An 18,222-nucleotide genomic window follows, 5' to 3' on the forward strand; every position below is an offset into this window, starting at 1 on the left:
ATATTGTCTCCTCTTAATTCTTTATCTTTCTAGTCTATCTGATTATTGTAATTGTGTCATCAACGGATTGTTATAATGTTTACGACATACTGGATAATAATCTTCATTACCACCTATTAAAATTTGTTCGCCAGCATATACAGGTTTACCATCATGAATACGTAAATTCATGATGGCCTTTTTATGACAAAACCAGCAAATTGTTTTCATTTCTTCAATCTTGTCAGCATATAATAATAAATATTTTGATCCTTCAAACAATTCGTTTTTAAAATCATTCTTTAACCCAAAAGCCATAACTGGAATATTTAATTCATCCACAATTTTAGCTAATTGAATAATATGTGCTTGTTTTAGAAATTGTGATTCGTCTATTAAAACACAAGCAGCATTTGAATTAGTCTGTTGAACTAAATCAAAGACATTTGTTTCTTCAAAAATAGGTGTCGCCTCACGTTTCAATCCAATTCGACTTGAAACAAATCCAACACCATCCCTGTCATCCACACCACTTGTTAAAATAATAACTGATTTATTTTGTTCTTCATAATTATGCGCAACTTTTAAGATTTCAATTGTCTTACCACTATTCATTGCACCGTATTTAAAAAATAATTGCGCCATAATAAACCTCTTCTGTTTTTCAGATTTCCGTCTTTAAGTATATCCGATTTAAGCTTGGATTTCATTAAATAAAAATTTTTTCTTAATATTAGGCATTTTATATGTAGAATTTTGTAATTATGCTATTATAGACATAATATAAATTCAGTAAAGTAGGCTATGACGTGGATTCTATCCTATGTAGTCAATTTTCTGTAAACGGAGGATATTTTAATGACGATAAAAAGCTCAATAGCAACTGTCGCAGGGAAATCATCATATTGGTTTTTGCACACCTTTCTAAAAGGTGGTAGCTCTCTACCCGGCAAAATAACTGCCGCGTTAGATCCAGAAATTTTAAAAACATTAGGTGCTAATTATGACGTTATTGTCATCACTGGAACCAACGGTAAAACCTTAACAACCGCCTTAACAGTTAAGGTTTTAGGTGCTAAATATGACCATATCTTAACAAACTCTGCTGGATCAAATATGGAACAAGGTATTATCACAGCATTTCTAACGGATAAGCGCAAAAAAAATGAGCGTCCTCTTGCTGTTCTTGAGGTTGATGAAGCAAATGTCATTAAAGTAACCCAATACATCACGCCTAAAGCATTTGTTCTAACAAATATTTTCCGTGATCAAATGGACCGCTACGGTGAAATTTATACAACTTACAAAAAAATTATTGATGGGATTAAATTAGCACCCAATGCAACAATTATTGCAAATGGTGATGCACCCATTTTCCATTCAATTGAATTACCAAATCCTTTTGTTTTCTACGGTTTTAATCATGAAGAGGAAACAGAAAGTTTAGCACCTACGAATACTGATGGGATTCTTTGTCCAGTTTGTCAACATATCTTACATTATAAAACCCGTACGTATGCTAATCTCGGGAAATATTATTGTCCAAACTGTCATTTTAGTCGTCCAAAATTAGACTACCAATTAACATCACTTTTAGAACAAACACCCACATCATCTCACTTTATAGTTGATGGACAACCCATGGAAATTCATGTCGGCGGTTTATATAACATCTACAACGCCCTTGCTGCTTATGCAGTTGGTCGTGTCTTCAATGTTGGTCCTGCAACAATTAGTAATACATTAAGTGAAGACGATGAGCAAGTCTTTGGTCGACAAGAAGTCATCCATGTTGAAGACAAAGACATTACCTTAGTTTTAGTTAAAAATCCAGTTGGCCTCGATCAGGTACTAGATATGATTGCAACAGATACAGAACCATTCTCGTTGGCCTTCTTATTAAATGCAAATTACGCAGATGGTATTGATACCAGTTGGATTTGGGATGGGAATTTCGAACAATTAACACAAATGAACATTCCTCAATTCATGACGGGTGGTGAACGTTATAAAGATGTTTCATTCCGTTTTAAGGTCGCTGGTGTCAAAGATGAACAATTAATTAAAGAACCTGACATTGCTAAAGTTATCGAACAACTTAAAACCTTCCCCACAAAACATATTTACGTTTTAGCCACTTATACAGCTGTTTTACAGTTACGTAAATCACTCGCTAATGATGGTTATATCAAGGAGGGCATGTAATAATGGCAAAATATCATTTAAACGTCGCCCATTTATATGGTGACTTATTAAATACTTATGGTGATGTTGGTAACCTATTGGTGTTAGAATATTATGCCAAGCAAATGGATACTGACTTACAAACTGAAGTCATCAGTTTAGATCAACCTTTTGACAAAGATCATTTTGACTTAACTTTCTTTGGTGGTGGACAAGATTTCGAACAAAAAATTGTCTCAAAAGATATTCAAGACAAAAAAGAGGCCTTAACCGACTATATTGAAGATAACGGTCCCCTCCTCGCAATTTGTGGCGGTTACCAATTACTTGGTCAATATTATGTCGGTGCTGATGGTGAAAAAATTCCTGGCATTGGTGCAATGAGTCATTATACAGAGACACAAGATGACAATCGTTTTATCGGAGATATTACGATTCAAAATGAAGATACCGGTGAAACTTACCATGGTTTTGAAAATCATAACGGGATGACCTTCCTCGGTAAAGATGAACGACCACTTGGTAAAGTGTTAAAAGGTAAAGGTAATAATGGTAGTGATGCTTCAGAAGGTGTCATTTACAAAAACGTTTTTGGTTCATATTTCCATGGCCCAATCTTAACAAGAAATGGTGAATTAGCTAAACGTCTACTACTGCTTGCGTTGCATCGTAAATATCCAGATGTTGATTTTAGTCAACAAGAAGCACTCGTTATCGAACCAACATTTTAGTAAAAAAATAAAGATTCAAACAATAGTATATTATTGTTTGAATCTTTATTTTTTTATGCTTTTTCTCCAGGTTCTGATGCAATAATTTGCATATCACCTGTAATTGTCCATTCTTTAACTTCGTTTGGTAAAATAAAATGCATACCCATTTTTAAATCATATATTTTATCATCGACTTTAATCTGACCTTCACCTTTTAAAACTGAAACAAGAGTATAAGGTGCGACTGTTCTTTTAAAATTTGCTGATCCGTTTGAAATCAACCATTCATAAACACTAAAGAATGGTGTTTTAACAAAGGTTGTTACTTTGGCATCCCCGACCATTTTTGTTTGAATATCGAGTTCAGGAACTTTATTAGGCACATTAGTAACATCAATCGATTGTTGAATATGCAAGTCACGCTTCTTACCCGTTGTTGCATCCACACGGTCAAAATCGTAAACACGATATGTTGTATCACTACTTTGTTGCGTTTCAAGGACCATCACACCAGAACCAATGGCATGAATTGTACCACTAGGAACATAAAAGAAATCTCCCGCTTTAACAGGTACATGCGTAAATAAATCATCCCATCTTTCGTCATGAATCATTTCCGCTAATTCTTCACGTGTTTTAGCATGGTGCCCATAAATAAGTTCTGCCCCAGGTTCGGCTGAAATAACATACCAACATTCTGTTTTACCAAGTTCATGCTCATGTTGCATTGCATAAGTATCATCCGGATGTACTTGAACTGATAAATCTTGATTAGCATCTAAAATTTTAGTTAGAAGTGGAAAAACATCCCCTTTAGCATTACCAAAAACTTCACGATTTGAATCCCAGACTTCATTCAATGTTTTGCCAGCAAATGGACCATTCAAAACAGTACTTGGGCCATGTGAGTGTGCGGAAATAGCCCAAAGTTCACCAGTATGATTACTTGGAATATCATATCCAAAGACCGTTTTAAGATGATCACCACCCCAAATTTTTTCTTGTAATACAGGTTTTAAGAATAAAGGTTCTGTCATTAGTTGCTCTCTCCTTCGTTAAACATATTATTGGTTTATTTTATCATAAGCGGTTACATTTTTGAATGTTAATCGGTTACAATCCAGCTTTTTCCGTTAAAAAGCTTTCTATAATTTCATCTCGTTTTACCAAATAGAGACTATTATCACTCGTCGGATGTACCCTATTCGTTAAGACAACCAACCCGTCTTGCATGGATTGATCCATTATTATAAATGTTCCTGTATAACCAGTATGATAGACAGATAAGCAATCGCCATCTCCACGAAGATCCCAGCCAAGTGAACGACCCAAGCTTCTTGTAGGTGTTTGATCTGAGAATAACATTTGCGTCGTCTCCGGCCGTAATACTGGACGTTCAGGACCATCTGACATAAACCACTGCATAAATCGTAATAAGTCGGATACAGTGGAAAATAACCCTGCCGATCCACAATGTTCTTTTAAAATCCGTGCTTTGGGGTCATGAACAATACCCTTTAAAAGACCTAAGTCAGGAATAATCTCAGTTGGAACACTTCTTGAGATATTTGGACTAAAAGTACTATCAGTTAATCCTAAGGGATTTAAGACTTCTTGCTGCAATGCTTGCTGAACAGGAATTTTTAAAATACTTTCAATAATATATCCTAAAAAAATTAGTCCGATATCACTATAAATAACTTTTTTTCCAAGATTTTCACCATTACTTAGTCCGAATAGTGCTTGTTTTAAATCTGGTTCCGATAATTGATTTCGATTTTTAATATACCCTTGAAAATCTGCCGTATGCGTCAACATATGCCGTAAAGTCACCCGTTCGTCCTGATAATTTGGTAGGTATTTTTTTACGGAATCATCAACATTCAAACGACCCTCTTCTTGTAATTTTAAAATAAGAGTTGTTGTTCCTATCACTTTAGTTAGTGATGCAACGTCGTAAAGTGCATTGTCAGCTAATTGTTCAGTTTCAGGGACTAATTGCGAATATCCCAAATAGTTTTGATTGCTAATTGTATTATGATGGATAACCCCATATGAAGCACCAGGAACAATACCATCATTAACTAACTGTCGAATTTTATTTATCGTTTTAGGATATAGCAATCGTAATCACCCCTTTTGATTAATCTTCACAATTGTAAATTTACCTTTTTTAAAATCAACGTTACTAACACTAGCATTCTTCAAGAGCATCGTTGGAAGTTGATTTTTTTCTAAGCTGTCGATAAAACTTGATAACACAAGACCATGAGACACAATTAAAATATTTCCTCCCTGCGTCTGGTACTGATTCCCAATATCCGTTAATGTATCAATTATTCGACTAGTCATCTTATCATATGTTTCAGCTTGGCTAGTTCCTTCAAGCTCTGCGAACATATTTACTAAGTTTCTAAAGCGATTATGCCCTAAAACGGCCTGACTCACTTTAAAAAAACCAAATTTTTTAACAAGCATTGGAATTAAATCTTTATTTTTCATCTCTTCTAGTCGACCAAAATCGACTTCTCGAAGTCCTCTTAATGGTTGAAATTCAAACGAAGAGTCATGCTTTTCAAGAATAAAGTCCGCAGTATCTTGCGTTCGTTTTAAGTCACTTGTGTACACGGCTTCAAAATAGACATCTTTTAATTGTGTTCCCAAATTTCTAGCTGCCTCTCGCCCCTTGTGTGTCAGACGAGAATTAGTCACGCCTTGTAGCCTCTTTAATCTGTTCAATCGTGTTTGACCATGTCTTACTAAATAAAAATGAACTGTCTTCATCGCCTGCACCTCCATAAAATGGTTTATATTTGTACCTTCAAGTATACGCTACCATTAAGATTTTACCTAAGTAAAAACCTAAAATATATTTTTAAATTTAGTCTGTCTACGACTATAATAAAATAAATCAAAACATTTTCGTTTAAATTGGTATAATGAAGTAAATCATTTAGATGGGGAGTGTCACTTATGGCTAGTAATTCAGATTCTATATTCTTCGTCTTATCTTATGTCAGACGACATCCAGAAGACGTTTTCTTTTCACGCTTGACCTATACTAATTCAATAACCCTCGTCATACCAGGAAGCGTCAAAGTAGCTGATGCTGATATTTATTTTTTACCAGATAAACTAACTGTTAATCGTCTCACTGATGATTTCGTTTCAAAACACGGTGATTTATTAGATTACTTTAACGATAAATTAGATCATTCCATCCCTGACTATATGGACGTCTGGGTAACAACCGTGTATCTGACACATCATGATAAATATTTAATTGAACTTTCATTTGAACAAAATGTCTAAACAAAAAAGTGATTAAGCAGGTTCTGAAGTGAACCCCAAAAGTTGGAGTAAATATTAAGCGATCATCTGGTCGGTATGTTTTCGATATTCAATCGGAGACATACCGGCCAGTTTTATTTTAATTCTTTTATGATTGTAATAATCAATATAATTTTTTATGGCTACTTTTAAAGCTTCGTATGTCGCATAATCGTGATTATGAACTGTCCCAACTTTTAAAATATGAAAGAAGCTTTCAGCACATGCATTATCTAAACAAGTCGCTTTGCGACTCATACTTTGAAAAATTTTTGCTGATTTGATAATCTCTGTATAACGGCTGTTCTGATATTGAAATCCTTGATCAGAGTGAACTGTCATTCGATAACTGAGATTTGAACGTTTATTGATTAACCGTTTTAGTGGTTCTGTCACAAACTCCACCGTTGGGTGGAGGCTAATTGACCATTGAAGGACTTCACTATTAAATAAATCAATATATGCCGTAAAATAAGCTCTTTCATTTGTACTTTTATTTCCCCATCGTAGTTCAGTGACATCAGTTACTATTTTTTGATAGGATCTATCAGTCTTAAAACGTCGGTTTAAAAGATTGGAAGCTATTTTACCAACAGTTCCTTTATATGAATTATATCTTTTCGTTTTTCGTTCGTAAGCGTGACATAGGAGTTTGTTTTCTCGCATTATTCTCAACACGGTTTTGTGATTGATTTTAATGCCTATGTTACGTAACTCACTTGTTACGGGACGATACCCATAATCAGAATGCCCTTCACAAATTGTTTTAATCGTTTCAATCAGTTCTTTTGAATCTTGTTGGTACTCTCGTTTACAAGCATCATGGTAGCTACTGCTGGACATCAGTCCAGCTTTTAATACGGTTGCCAACTTAATCTGTAATTCACACCTTAACTCAGTGATTATCTGGGCTTTTTCTTGGTTTTTAATCTTTGTTTTTTCTGTATTAAGGCGTCCAATTTTTCCAAGTACGCTACCCGTGCCCTTAGAAAGTCATTTTCTTCTTGTAATTGTTTTGAAGTTTTTGGATTTTTTGATTTAGTCATTTTAGGCAGTTTTCCTTTTGAAGTTTTTAAGCGACCTTGTACCAGTTTCTTTTCCCAGTCCCAAATCACGACAGGATTCTTAATTTTAAAATGACGTGCTGTAACCGGAAAAGAAGCCCTATGTTTTAATCGCCAGTGAATGACCTTCATTTTATAGGAATAATCATAAAATGTCTTCCCTAAATTATTTTCTAAGCCTTGAATCCCAAACATTTTAAAATGATCCAACCATTGATAAATAGTTGCAGATCCCTTGATTCCATACTTCTTCATTAGTAAACCGGCTGGTTTACCTTTCAAATATTCTTTTAGAACTTTTTTCTTTATTTCAACTGTGAACATAGTAAAACCCCCTGAGTTAGATTTCTCCAACTCAGGGGGTTCACTTCATTCCCCTACTTAATCACTTTTTTAAATATTCTAATTAATTACATCTTTTATCGCCCAAACGGGGCTCGAACCCGTAATTCCGCCTTGAGAGGGCGACGTCTTAACCAATTTGACCATTGGGCAAAAATACTCTTTTAAGTATAACCCATATAGATTTGATGTCAATGATTTTTATGCCAAATTAAAAATTGAATAAAACAACAATACAGATACAAACCGAGACAGTACAATGCAGCAGCCCACATAACAAAAGATAACCATTTATATTGTAGGAGAACTTTCGTGGTACCTATCAATAACGTTGTGACACACGCAATCAATAATCTAATGTATAACTTTTTTAATTCACGTCTTAGTTTTATTTCCAATACGTTCGCCTCAAACCCATCTATAGAATAATAACTTAATAAAATGTGCAAAACTTTAGCTTAATTTATTCATTTGTACTTTCTCTACATAACACAATCTTTATGTCCTTCATTATAACGTTATGTATCAATTAGAAAAGTAATCATCACTTTTCTTTATCAATAATTAATCATCTTTACTATTTCTTATTGTTTCAACAAAATATTACTATTTTCTATTTGACAAAAGACCGTTATATCGCTAAAATTAGGAAGTTAATTATTCTTGGGTAATAGCCAAACTGGTAAGGCGCCGGACTCTGAATCCGCAATCTGTAGGTTCGATCCCTACTTACCCAATCAAGTGTTTTCATAGAGTTTCATAAGGTTTCATCTAGATTCAACAAACCGTAGTCAAAACCGTAGTCAAAAAAATAAACTGTACGGGCATGTATGTACTGATGCATCTACTTTCTTAAGTAGGTGCTTTTTATTTTCCCTCAACAAACCGTAGTCATTTCATCACATCTAATTAAATCTACTTCCTTTAGGGTGTCTTGAATGTCTTGATAACCTTTTTAATTGCATCCCTTTAGGGGGTCCGAAATGTCCGAATACTTATTTTTGCCTACATATCTAATAAGTCCCAGGGATGAATAGCTGCACCCATATACTAATATTTGCTAACATATTAGGTATAAATGAAGTATCATTTTGACGAGCTTACTAGAGTTTTGATGAGCTTTATAAAGTATTTTATGGCAAGTTTTGGCAGGTTCTAACACTAACCCTATTACTTACTTTAAGAATACCTAAACATCAATTATAGATAAGGTATTATTTATTACACCTTATCCTCGCCGCTTCGCCTTTTAAAATTTTATTCACTGCATTTAACGGAAAAGATATAGAGTCTATATTTGTTGCAACTGCTGTAAAAATTTTATTAATTTTATTAGTTTCTTGATCTATCAATTCTATATTTTCTTCTTTATTTTTCAATAACCATTTTACTGCCATAGTAAGTTCATCGTATGTTTTCATTAAATCACTCCAAAGTGTAGCAATATTATCTTGATAGGTATCACATTTTTTTGATAATTCGGGTACATAGCTAACGTATGTTTCAAAATAAATTACATATTCATTCTTCAAATTAGTAATTTCATTCAATTTTTCTTTATTAATTTTTGTACCCAAATTACGAATATCATCTATTGTTTCTAATGTACCCTTAGAGAAAATATCTTTTTTCATTAAAATAATATTGGCGGTAAATCTATTATTAATAGAAATTAATCTAGATATGTTCTTAATATCTTCTACAGCAAGGGCATTACTTAACTCATTTTTTCTTTGCTCTTTTAACTGAAACTTTGTATTTATATATGCAAACATAGCTGCACCACCAATACCTATGAAAGAACCTATATAACCTCCCCAAAATCCAAGCCACCCATCACTCGAACCTACTCCTGGAACAATGCCAATAAAAATATTGATGACCCAAGGGATGATAACAGTCACTATCAATATTACTAGTAAAATGAACCATTTATATTTTTTTATAAACCCCCATATTTTACTCACTGCATTACCTCCAAATATCTTATTTACCTCTATATTAAACAATAAAAAACAGGTAAACAATACCTGTCCCAACTCTATGAAATACTATGAAACTCTACGTAACTTAAAAGGTTTATTTTAATGATCACTAGTTACTCAAAAATCACTAAATGATGATTTAACTCACACTAAACTTTTTCACACTTTGAATCTGGCTACCGTTTGTACTTCCAACCGTATCATTCATGATGGATCATTTTAGATAGTATAGTTTATTTCTTTAGCTTTTTAAATGTTTGCACTTTCGTCAACACTATTAGTGTATATACTTTTTAGCTACTATGCTAAGAAATTCATTAATTTTGCTTTTCTAAATTTTAGCTAATATTCTAAGGCCCGGTATTTATCTGAAGATTCCCAGTTCCATATTTCATTTTTTACAAAAAAAGCACTCACGTTTGTGAATGCATTAATGAACCATTATGGAATATCACTATAAAGTATTATATTTATTTAACGGTTTAGCGTAAAGTTTTCTGTATCTATGTCTGGTCTAGTCGAATAGCGTGAGATAGTTTTAAGTGAAACGGTTGTTTTGTTATGATCAGGCACTAGGTAATATTTTTCTCGAAGACTTGCACCCGTGTACACCAACTCTATTTCCCAACCACCATTTCCATAGGGTACGTATCCTCCCAACGCTGCAGGAATATCATCATTATTATTAATTTTAGTTATAGTACTTTTACTTCTATCTGTTATTATCAAGTTAAAATTGCCGTAATTATCATTTGAATTTTCATGTTTGATAATCAGTTTAATCGCTTCATCAATTGATATTGATAGCCCATCACTGGATTGTTGTGTATCATCACTAGCATTGATGATAACGTTATTCACTAGAGTATTTCGACTACCATCAGTTAACTTTTGATTTACATAAGTAGCTATTGTCGACATACCAACTTTTTGTAGTTCATTATCTGCATTGTCATAATAAGCTACAGTATTATGTACATCCCCCAGTAATCTATAATATGGATTATCACCTTTTTGAATATAATACTTAACTGTACTTGAATTAGGTGTTTTAATTGAAACATTGAACCCATCTGCTATTTTATCCGTTAAACCATTCCAAAAACGATTTGCACCATAATAAGCGATTGCTACAGCTGACTGTTTAGGATGGTCTTTCATCTGCTGAACTGTCAGAGTTCCTACATTCCTACTTGCCTGTTTTTTCGTTTCCTGTAATTTACTTTTTTCTTTTTTTAACGATGAAACTTCTCTACTCATTGAACTAGCTATTTTCTTTGAACTTGCTTGTGATTTACTAGAATCAATAGAAGATGATTCATCCTTTTTTGAATTGCTGCTCCCACACGCAGTTAATGATAATAACATCATTGCTATCCCACACGTTACCAATACCTTTTTCATTTTGAAACTCCCCTAAAATTTATTTACCTTTAAATTAAACACTAAAAATGATAGGTAATCAATATTCGTATTCACCTTATGCACTTTTATAAAACTCTGTACAACATAATCTATATTTTCATACTAATAGTCGCAGGTTTTGTTAGATTTTTAACCATTCAAAGATATTTTATACTAAGTTTGTTCAGCCCCAAATGCCGCAATAACCCGTACGACATTTTCTATTTTGGCGTACAAAAAAACATCCACAGTATGGATGTTTCAATTAACCATTATATTTTATTTTGAGTTTGCTGTGCGTCTATTGCATCTTTGGCAGTCGTTTCTAATGCAAACTCATAAGTAAGCTTTGTTCCATTAGATTGTTTTTCTATCCATTCTCCATATGTTATATGTGATCCCTTTATTGTGTAAGGTATGCGATGTGAACCAGATTCACCCCTCATTATAATAAACTTATCGGTTATCTTATACGTATAATTATAGGCTCTATCTTTTCCCAGCTGTGTACGAACCACTGTATCACTTTTTGCGTAACCTAGAGTAATTAAATCAAAAAGGGAGTGCCGTGGAGCAGTACCATCTTCCATAGCTTTACTGATGTCCTCACCATTATATTTGATTGGAGCAAAACTAAATCCTTTTTTTAATTCATTTCTCACAAGATTAGCTGCCTTAGATGACCTTTCAGCTACCATACTTGATTCTTTGGCAGCTGATTCTGATGATGCTTTACTTTCAGAAGATACTTTTGCTTTTTTTATAGACTCTTTCTTATTTGATTCACTTTTTGATTTCTGCAAACTAGATGATTTTACCTCAGATGATGACGATTCCTTACTTGCACTATTGCTGTTCCCACATGCAACTAATAATAATGCAACCATTGTTGAAGCACATAATACGACTACCCTTTTCATTATCCAACACCCCTTTATTTTTATACACTCACATATTAAACACTAAAAAAAGCAGGTAAACAATACCTACCTCCTTTGTATGTACACTCTAAATACTTCAATAAAGTAATAAAGGGTTATATTTTAAAGTTTCTAACATTCATACCCGCTATTAATTTTTAATGCTATATATATTTTTAATTGACGAAGGCTACCAACAAATTCTGCTGGTAGCCTTCTCACTGAATATTTATATTTAATTTTGAGTTAATTAATTTTAAAATAAGTTACTAATTCTACTTCTAAACGATGTAACCCTACCTACTTTACATCCTTGCAACTCCTTGGTTGCGCCAGCGTGAATAAATGAATAGAAATCATCAAACTGAATAATTTATACTAAGAATATTAATATTGAGCTACTATAACCTTAACATGTTTTTGTTTATTGTCAATTTTTCCGAATGATTTATATAGTATTTTCTCATTTTATGTTCTATTTATGATATACTAAATGAGATATTTTAATGATGGTACTTAAATTAATAAAGTGACAGCAACTTAAATCCCCGATTCAATTCTGTCTCCTTCATTTTGAATACACTATAATAATAGTTTGGAGGTTTATACACTATGTTAAGTAAGACAAAAAAATTCTTAAGAGCAAACAAAATTTATTACGATAAAGAACATCTCAATCCATTAATGGTTCCAGATCGTATTTACGTACTTAATTTTGGCTTAGATGAGGATGATCTCAATAATAGATTTATCGTTGAATACACGTATACTTGGACTGGTCGAATCAAAATTAATAAAATTACGATTCGACTTCATAATCAAGTTAGCCCACATGAATTTCGTAATGAAACAGAATTACTGCATTATCTTAAAAAACACACTAAATCGAGCAAATAACATTTGCATTAATCGTCATTAGATGTTATATTAAACTTATGTATTTATGGTTCGGTTATTTAAAGGTGATTTGTTTCATTTATGAACACACTTCTTTTTAATAGTTCAATCAACAAATGCAAAATATATTAGTGCTTACAGCACATGGAGGTTTCATATTATGGAACAAGGTACAGTAAAATGGTTTAATGCAGATAAAGGTTTTGGTTTTATTACTCGCGAATCTGGCGACGACGTTTTCGTTCATTTCTCAGCTATCCAAGGTGACGGTTTTAAATCACTTGACGAAGGCCAAGCAGTTACTTTCGATGTTGAAGATTCTGATCGTGGACCACAAGCAACTAACGTTGTTAAAGCTTAATTATAAGCCTTTGAAACTTACCTTCGGGTAGGTTTTTTTTTTGCAATAATAACCGTATACCCTCTCATCAGCTGCTGTTGTATGACTGTATTTTTAAATTAAATAATTATTTATCATCCGGTTCCTACTATGCACTTTAGGTTACGTTCAAAATCAACTTTAAATTTATCAATATAAAAAATGCCTCATAATTATTAGACGTAGGTCTAACGATTATGAGGCATTTTTAAGTCACACTGTCTTTCAATATCATAATTCATCAACAACAATTAACTTAGAACTATTTTCATTTAAAATGCGTTGCTGTTTACATATCCTTGCCACTTACCATTTGCATTGTATATCGAGTAATATTTATTGCCATTAATTGAATAAGCATATTTTACTGTATATTTCGTACCTGAGTTAGCTATAGTTGACCCTTTTTTTACCGTCCAATTAAAATTACCCCAGATATCATAGCTTCTTTTAACAGAGACAATTTTATTGTATTTAGTATAAATATGGCTAGTTGCTTTATTATTCACATAACCCATCCATTTACCGGCATCGTTATAAAGTGAGTAGTAAATATTTCCGTTTCCTGTAGTATATCTGTATCTAACGTTATATGTTTGACCATAGTAATTACTAGAAGTACTTTTTTTAGATGACCACAAGAAATTACCCCAGACATTATAACCTTTATCGCTAATTTTGACCTTTGCCTTTAATGATTTAGCTACTAAGGTATTCGTAGCATTACTGTTAACATAGCCTTTCCAAACATTATTACCATTATATAGTGAGTAATACGTATTACCATTAATCTTATACGCATATTTAGCATTGTATGTCTGTCCGGAGTTAGTAACTGTAGATCCTTTTTTACTTGTCCAATTAAAATTACCCCAGATAGTATAGCTATTTTTAACAGAAACAATCTTATCATATGATGAATAAACTAAATTTGAAGCATTACTATTCATATAACCTAACCATGTACCTGCATTATTATAAAGTGAATAATAGACGTTACCATTACCCAATGTATATCTGTATCTGACATTTAAGTTTTGACCATAATAATTAGCTGTTGTTCCTTTTGCTGACGTATAGAAAAAATTACTCCAGATAGTATAATCACGTTTAGTAATTTTAGCGGTTGCTTTAAATTCTTTAGCTGAAGCAACCTCCATTGCGTTACTATTTACATATCCAGCCCATTTGCCTTTACTATCGTACAATGAGTAATATTTGTTACCATTACTGTGATTATAGTAATATTTTGCGCTATAAACTTTTCCAATTTTTCCAGTTGTCGTATTTTTAACTTTATTCCAACTAAAATTACCCCAAACATTATATCCAGATTTTTTAATTGAAACTAATTCATTATAACTTTGTGCTTTCCCAGCTGCGTTCGTGGGTGGTGTACTTTCTGTTGGTTTGTTATCTGTTGATGCACTTAAAAACCAATCAGCATTTTTACCAGACATGATACTTGCATCAATGTTTCCAACCCCTGATAAACCATGATTTGTAAAGTTACTTGTATATTGCCATAACGAATGACTTGTTTCCATTGGCTCATTACTTTGGTATGCAGCTAACCAAAAACCATCATATGCGTTAACAGCCGTACTGGCATATGTTTTCATAAAACTAGCATAAGAGTAAAGTATAATTTTACGATTACCTACATATTTAGCCATCTCATCAGCCCAGGCTTTTGTTGTGGCGTTAGTATTTGCTTTGCTAGCATTCGTAACCGTTTGATCTTCATAATCATTGACAAAGAACTTAGCATCCTTGGCACGGTTATATAAGTCTTTCGCTTCTACTCTAGCATCAGCAACATTTTCATATTGGCTAAATGAATAAACACCATATGGAATATTATATTTCTTCATCATCGCAATATTATGATCAATCACTAAATCTTTACGATTTGACCCATATTGAACACGTAAAATAATAAATTTAAAATTTTTCTTTAATACTTTAGCTTGTGCATCTGTAAATGATCCTTGAAATTCTGATAAATCAGGAATTGAATTATCGCGATTTGTAGCCGATTTACTCAATAAAGATGCTGATTTAACTAATGATTCAGGTACATTTGACCCCATCACACCTTCAGGCTTCGAAGTATTAGCCGAGGCCTGATATGCTCCGATACCAATACCTACTATCACACTAGATAAAAATAATACATATTTCGTCATTCTTTTCAAAATAGAAACCGCCCTTTTATTTTTTGTTTAATAACCATATTCTAGCATAATTTATAAGTCAAAAAGATTAAGATTAGAAAAAAAGACCTTCAATAAAAAAATAATAGACGTTTTATAAGCGTCTATTATTTAATTAAGATACTTTTTAAACCACTTAACACAGTATTTTTCTCGTTCAATTGCATGATCTAAAATCAAATAATGACCATATTGTTTGTTGATTTCTTCTTCTGAGAAAAAAATTAATTTCATTCTTCCTTCAAGATGATCTAATTTTACTTGATGTAACTGTAATTGCTCAATTAATCTTTGCTGTAATTGAACGTCATCTTTATTTTTAATAAAATAAAGTTTCAAAATAAATTCGTCTTTAATCGGTTTTAATTCCCCACTATCTGATACTAACCAATCCATTAAAACTTTTTTACCTTGTGATGTAATAGAATATATTTTCTTTTCTAACTTAGTACCTGCTATTTCAATTTCATGCGTAATGTATCCATCTTTTTCCATTATTTTAAGAGCAGGATAAATTTGACTATGTCCTGCTTGCCAAAATTCTCCAATATCAGTCGTAAATGCTTTAGTTATATCGTACCCCGATAATGGTTCTTGATTCAATAATCCTAAAATAATATATTGTAATTTATTTTTTTTTGCCATTTTTCCCCTTAACTTGACTTTTAATACTTATCAGTATACTATAATCAAGTAAACAAAAACATGTAAACTTTTACATGTATAAATAAACACTTTAAAGGAGAACAAAAATTATGACAAATACAGAAAAAAAGTTTAAAACATTAGATGATTTCTTAGGTACACATTTTGTATATACTTACGATAACGGTTGGGAATATGAATGGTACGCTAAAAATGATCATACTGTTGACTACCGTATCCATGGTGGTATGGTTGCTGGACGTTGGGTAACTGATCAAGAAGCTCACATCGTTATGCTTACTGAAGGTATTTATAAAATTGCTTGGACAGAACCTACAGGTACTGATGTCGCTCTAGATTTCTTACCTAACGAAATGAAAATTAACGGAACAATCTTCTTCCCTAAATGGGTTCAAGAACATCCTGAAATTACAGTTACTTACCAAAATGACCATATCGATTTGATGGAAGAATCTCGTGAAAAATACGAAACATATCCTAAAATGGTTGTCCCAGAATTTGCTACAATCACTTACATCGGTGATGCCGGTCAAAATAACGAAGATGTTATCAATGAAGAACCTTATGTTGGTATGCCAGATGATATTCGTAATGGTAAATATTATGACGAAAATTACAAAATGATCAAAAAGAACTAATTTATTCCAAATAAAAATCGTCTGAACTTTTAAAAGTTCAGACGATTTTTATTTTATAACTTTTTTATCTTAAAGACGTGCATTTAATTCTTTTGAAAGGTCTTCGAAGCCAGGTTTACCAAGTAAGGCAAACATGTTCTTTTTGTATGCTTCAACACCTGGTTGGTTAAATGGGTTAATTCCATTCAAGTAACCAGATACAGCTACAGCTGCTTCAAAGAAGTAAATTGTATATCCTAATGTGTAAGCGTCTTGTGTAGGAATGTTCAAAATCATGTTAGGAACATTACCATCAGTATGAGCTAAAACAACACCTTGGAAAGCCTTTGTATTAACAAAGTCCATTGTCTTACCTTCTAAGTAGCCTAAGCCATCAAGATCGCCCTCTTCTTCAGGAATAGCAGTATCATTAACGGGAGTTCCCACATTAATTACAGTTTCCATCAAGTTACGACGGCCTTCTTGAATATATTGGCCTAATGAATGTAAATCAGTTGAGAAATTAGCTGAAGATGGGTAAATACCCTTTTGATCTTTACCTTCAGATTCGCCCATCAATTGTTTCCACCATTCTGAGAAATATTGTAAACTTGGTTCGTAGTTTTCTAGAATTTCAGTTGTGTAACCTTTACGGTATAAAATATTACGTAAAGCTGCGTATTGATATGCTTCATTTTTTGTTAAATCAGCATCTGAATATTCAACACGTGCGTCTTCAGCACCTTGCATCAAGGCATCAATATCAGCACCTGAAGCAGCAATTGGTAATAAACCAACAGCAGTAAGAACTGAGAAACGGCCACCAACGTCATCAGGAATAACAAATGCTTCATAGCCTTCAGAATCAGCTTCAACTTTTAAGGCACCAACTTTACGATCAGTTGTAGCGTAGATACGTGAGTTAGCTTCTTCTTTACCATATTTTGCGATTAATTTTTCTTTGAAAACACGGAAAGCAATTGAAGGTTCTGTTGTTGTACCTGATTTAGAAATAATATTAACTGAGAAATCACGATCACCAATTAAATCTACTAAATCATGTACGTATGAAGGACTAATTGAATTTCCAGCAAATAAGATTTGAGGTGCATTTCTTTTTTCAGCTGGTAATAAGTTATAGAATGTATGGTTTAAGAATTCAATAGCTGCGCGAGCACCTAAATATGAACCACCAATACCGATAACGACTAAAACTTCTGAATTAGATTGAATTTTTTTAGCTGCTGTTTTAATACGAGCGAATTCTTCTTTATCGTAGTCTTTAGGTAAATCTAAAAATCCACGGAAATCACTACCTGCCCCTGTACCGTTGCGTAATTCACTATCTGCTGCAGTAACAAGTGCTTGCATTTCGCCAAGTTCATTGTCTTGGACGAATTTTGATAAGTTAGAACTATCGAATGAAATATGTGCCATTTTAATTATCTCCCTCATATTCTTTATTTAACAACTTACATTATACAATACTTAGTAGAAAATATAACAGTCAAACAGAACTTTAATTA

The 18,222-nt window shown here is 32.8% G+C and carries 18 protein-coding genes and 2 tRNA genes; 7 read left to right on the forward strand and 13 right to left on the reverse strand.

Translation table 11 applies throughout. From position 1 onward, the window contains the following. Positions 1 to 42 precede the first annotated feature (42 nt). Positions 43 to 624, reverse strand: a complete 582-nt coding sequence (locus AC1RO3_RS05835) for a thymidine kinase (protein WP_409022298.1) — start codon at positions 622 to 624, stop codon at positions 43 to 45. A 213-nt stretch (positions 625 to 837) separates the two neighbouring features. On the opposite strand from AC1RO3_RS05835, the gene AC1RO3_RS05840 reads away from it, so the two are divergent. After that, positions 838 to 2,184, forward strand: a complete 1,347-nt coding sequence (locus tag AC1RO3_RS05840; protein ID WP_481761635.1) for a MurT ligase domain-containing protein — start codon at positions 838 to 840, stop codon at positions 2,182 to 2,184. Between the two features lie 2 nt (positions 2,185 to 2,186). Beyond that, positions 2,187 to 2,894, forward strand: coding sequence for a type 1 glutamine amidotransferase (locus AC1RO3_RS05845; protein ID WP_409022296.1), 708 nt, complete (start codon positions 2,187 to 2,189; stop codon positions 2,892 to 2,894). Positions 2,895 to 2,947: 53 nt separating this feature from the next. Here AC1RO3_RS05845 and manA read toward each other — a convergent pair whose 3' ends face one another. The 3 genes from manA to AC1RO3_RS05860 form a co-directional block, all read right to left on the reverse strand. Continuing rightward, the gene (gene manA, locus AC1RO3_RS05850; protein ID WP_481761634.1) at positions 2,948 to 3,913 is read right to left on the reverse strand and encodes a mannose-6-phosphate isomerase, class I; all 966 of its coding nucleotides are present in this window, start codon (positions 3,911 to 3,913) and stop codon (positions 2,948 to 2,950) included. Between the two features lie 76 nt (positions 3,914 to 3,989). Continuing rightward, entirely contained in the window at positions 3,990 to 5,000 is a 1,011-nt protein-coding gene (locus AC1RO3_RS05855; protein ID WP_481761633.1) for a serine hydrolase domain-containing protein, read from the reverse strand. Between the two features lie 6 nt (positions 5,001 to 5,006). Continuing rightward, positions 5,007 to 5,660 (reverse strand): histidine phosphatase family protein, encoded by a 654-nt coding sequence (locus AC1RO3_RS05860; RefSeq protein ID WP_409022293.1) that lies wholly within the window; start codon positions 5,658 to 5,660, stop codon positions 5,007 to 5,009. 189 nt (positions 5,661 to 5,849) lie between these two features. On the opposite strand from AC1RO3_RS05860, the gene AC1RO3_RS05865 reads away from it, so the two are divergent. Continuing rightward, positions 5,850 to 6,188, forward strand: a complete 339-nt coding sequence (locus tag AC1RO3_RS05865) for a hypothetical protein (protein ID WP_481761632.1) — start codon at positions 5,850 to 5,852, stop codon at positions 6,186 to 6,188. 54 nt (positions 6,189 to 6,242) lie between these two features. On the opposite strand, the gene AC1RO3_RS05870 is transcribed toward AC1RO3_RS05865, so the two are convergent. The 3 genes from AC1RO3_RS05870 to AC1RO3_RS05880 all read right to left on the reverse strand — a co-directional run bounded on the left by AC1RO3_RS05870 (position 6,243) and on the right by AC1RO3_RS05880 (position 7,765). Continuing rightward, positions 6,243 to 7,166, reverse strand: coding sequence for an IS3 family transposase (locus tag AC1RO3_RS05870; RefSeq protein WP_481762191.1), 924 nt, complete (start codon positions 7,164 to 7,166; stop codon positions 6,243 to 6,245). Further along, positions 7,109 to 7,594, reverse strand: coding sequence for a helix-turn-helix domain-containing protein (locus AC1RO3_RS05875; protein ID WP_481761995.1), 486 nt, complete (start codon positions 7,592 to 7,594; stop codon positions 7,109 to 7,111). Before AC1RO3_RS05875 ends, AC1RO3_RS05870 begins: the two co-directional genes overlap by 58 nt. A 98-nt stretch (positions 7,595 to 7,692) precedes the next feature. Then, positions 7,693 to 7,765 (reverse strand) — tRNA-Glu (locus AC1RO3_RS05880). A 511-nt stretch (positions 7,766 to 8,276) separates the two neighbouring features. On the opposite strand from AC1RO3_RS05880, the gene AC1RO3_RS05885 reads away from it, so the two are divergent. Beyond that, a tRNA-Gln gene (locus AC1RO3_RS05885) sits at positions 8,277 to 8,349 on the forward strand. 477 nt (positions 8,350 to 8,826) lie between these two features. Here AC1RO3_RS05885 and AC1RO3_RS05890 read toward each other — a convergent pair. The 3 genes from AC1RO3_RS05890 to AC1RO3_RS05900 all read right to left on the reverse strand — a co-directional run bounded on the left by AC1RO3_RS05890 (position 8,827) and on the right by AC1RO3_RS05900 (position 11,921). Next, positions 8,827 to 9,579: a hypothetical protein gene (locus AC1RO3_RS05890; protein ID WP_481761916.1), complete on the reverse strand. Its 753-nt coding sequence runs from the start codon at positions 9,577 to 9,579 to the stop codon at positions 8,827 to 8,829. 492 nt (positions 9,580 to 10,071) lie between these two features. Next, positions 10,072 to 11,001, reverse strand: coding sequence for a hypothetical protein (locus AC1RO3_RS05895; protein ID WP_481761917.1), 930 nt, complete (start codon positions 10,999 to 11,001; stop codon positions 10,072 to 10,074). A 272-nt stretch (positions 11,002 to 11,273) separates the two neighbouring features. Continuing rightward, positions 11,274 to 11,921, reverse strand: a complete 648-nt coding sequence (locus AC1RO3_RS05900; protein WP_481761918.1) for a hypothetical protein — start codon at positions 11,919 to 11,921, stop codon at positions 11,274 to 11,276. A 612-nt stretch (positions 11,922 to 12,533) separates the two neighbouring features. Between AC1RO3_RS05900 and AC1RO3_RS05905 the strand changes: the two genes are divergently transcribed. Next, entirely contained in the window at positions 12,534 to 12,818 is a 285-nt protein-coding gene (locus tag AC1RO3_RS05905; protein WP_481761919.1) for a hypothetical protein, read from the forward strand. Between the two features lie 160 nt (positions 12,819 to 12,978). After that, positions 12,979 to 13,179 carry a cold-shock protein gene (locus AC1RO3_RS05910; RefSeq protein WP_057973786.1) on the forward strand — a complete coding sequence of 67 codons (201 nt, stop codon included), beginning with the start codon at positions 12,979 to 12,981 and terminating at the stop codon, positions 13,177 to 13,179. 290 nt (positions 13,180 to 13,469) lie between these two features. Here the strand turns inward: AC1RO3_RS05910 and AC1RO3_RS05915 are convergent, their stop codons facing one another. Continuing rightward, positions 13,470 to 15,386 carry a GH25 family lysozyme gene (locus AC1RO3_RS05915; protein WP_481761920.1) on the reverse strand — a complete coding sequence of 639 codons (1,917 nt, stop codon included), beginning with the start codon at positions 15,384 to 15,386 and terminating at the stop codon, positions 13,470 to 13,472. A gap of 138 nt (positions 15,387 to 15,524) precedes the next feature. Further along, on the reverse strand, positions 15,525 to 16,058 hold the full coding sequence (locus tag AC1RO3_RS05920) for a PadR family transcriptional regulator (RefSeq protein WP_409022286.1): 534 nt from the start codon (positions 16,056 to 16,058) through the stop codon (positions 15,525 to 15,527). 110 nt (positions 16,059 to 16,168) lie between these two features. Here AC1RO3_RS05920 and AC1RO3_RS05925 point away from each other — a divergent pair, with 110 nt between their 5' ends. Further along, entirely contained in the window at positions 16,169 to 16,717 is a 549-nt protein-coding gene (locus AC1RO3_RS05925; RefSeq protein WP_481761921.1) for a phenolic acid decarboxylase, read from the forward strand. A gap of 69 nt (positions 16,718 to 16,786) precedes the next feature. Here the strand turns inward: AC1RO3_RS05925 and AC1RO3_RS05930 are convergent, their stop codons facing one another. Continuing rightward, complete coding sequence (locus AC1RO3_RS05930; protein WP_481761922.1) at positions 16,787 to 18,133, reverse strand: glucose-6-phosphate isomerase; 1,347 nt, start codon at positions 18,131 to 18,133, stop codon at positions 16,787 to 16,789. Between the last annotated feature and the right edge of the window lie 89 nt (positions 18,134 to 18,222).

It is taken from the genome of Dellaglioa sp. CoH-57-MRSF-19 (assembly GCF_056781975.1).

Coding starts and splice junctions, on each gene's coding strand:
- AC1RO3_RS05900 (WP_481761918.1), bottom strand. CDS start 11,921: ATGAAAAGGGTAGTCGTATTATGTGCTTCAACAATGGTTGCATTATTA.
- AC1RO3_RS05835 (WP_409022298.1), bottom strand. CDS start 624: ATGGCGCAATTATTTTTTAAATACGGTGCAATGAATAGTGGTAAGACA.
- AC1RO3_RS05865 (WP_481761632.1), top strand. CDS start 5,850: ATGGCTAGTAATTCAGATTCTATATTCTTCGTCTTATCTTATGTCAGA.
- AC1RO3_RS05910 (WP_057973786.1), top strand. CDS start 12,979: ATGGAACAAGGTACAGTAAAATGGTTTAATGCAGATAAAGGTTTTGGT.
- manA (WP_481761634.1), bottom strand. CDS start 3,913: ATGACAGAACCTTTATTCTTAAAACCTGTATTACAAGAAAAAATTTGG.
- AC1RO3_RS05905 (WP_481761919.1), top strand. CDS start 12,534: ATGTTAAGTAAGACAAAAAAATTCTTAAGAGCAAACAAAATTTATTAC.
- AC1RO3_RS05845 (WP_409022296.1), top strand. CDS start 2,187: ATGGCAAAATATCATTTAAACGTCGCCCATTTATATGGTGACTTATTA.
- AC1RO3_RS05915 (WP_481761920.1), bottom strand. CDS start 15,386: ATGACGAAATATGTATTATTTTTATCTAGTGTGATAGTAGGTATTGGT.
- AC1RO3_RS05875 (WP_481761995.1), bottom strand. CDS start 7,594: ATGTTCACAGTTGAAATAAAGAAAAAAGTTCTAAAAGAATATTTGAAA.
- AC1RO3_RS05925 (WP_481761921.1), top strand. CDS start 16,169: ATGACAAATACAGAAAAAAAGTTTAAAACATTAGATGATTTCTTAGGT.
- AC1RO3_RS05860 (WP_409022293.1), bottom strand. CDS start 5,660: ATGAAGACAGTTCATTTTTATTTAGTAAGACATGGTCAAACACGATTG.
- AC1RO3_RS05930 (WP_481761922.1), bottom strand. CDS start 18,133: ATGGCACATATTTCATTCGATAGTTCTAACTTATCAAAATTCGTCCAA.
- AC1RO3_RS05840 (WP_481761635.1), top strand. CDS start 838: ATGACGATAAAAAGCTCAATAGCAACTGTCGCAGGGAAATCATCATAT.
- AC1RO3_RS05920 (WP_409022286.1), bottom strand. CDS start 16,058: ATGGCAAAAAAAAATAAATTACAATATATTATTTTAGGATTATTGAAT.
- AC1RO3_RS05895 (WP_481761917.1), bottom strand. CDS start 11,001: ATGAAAAAGGTATTGGTAACGTGTGGGATAGCAATGATGTTATTATCA.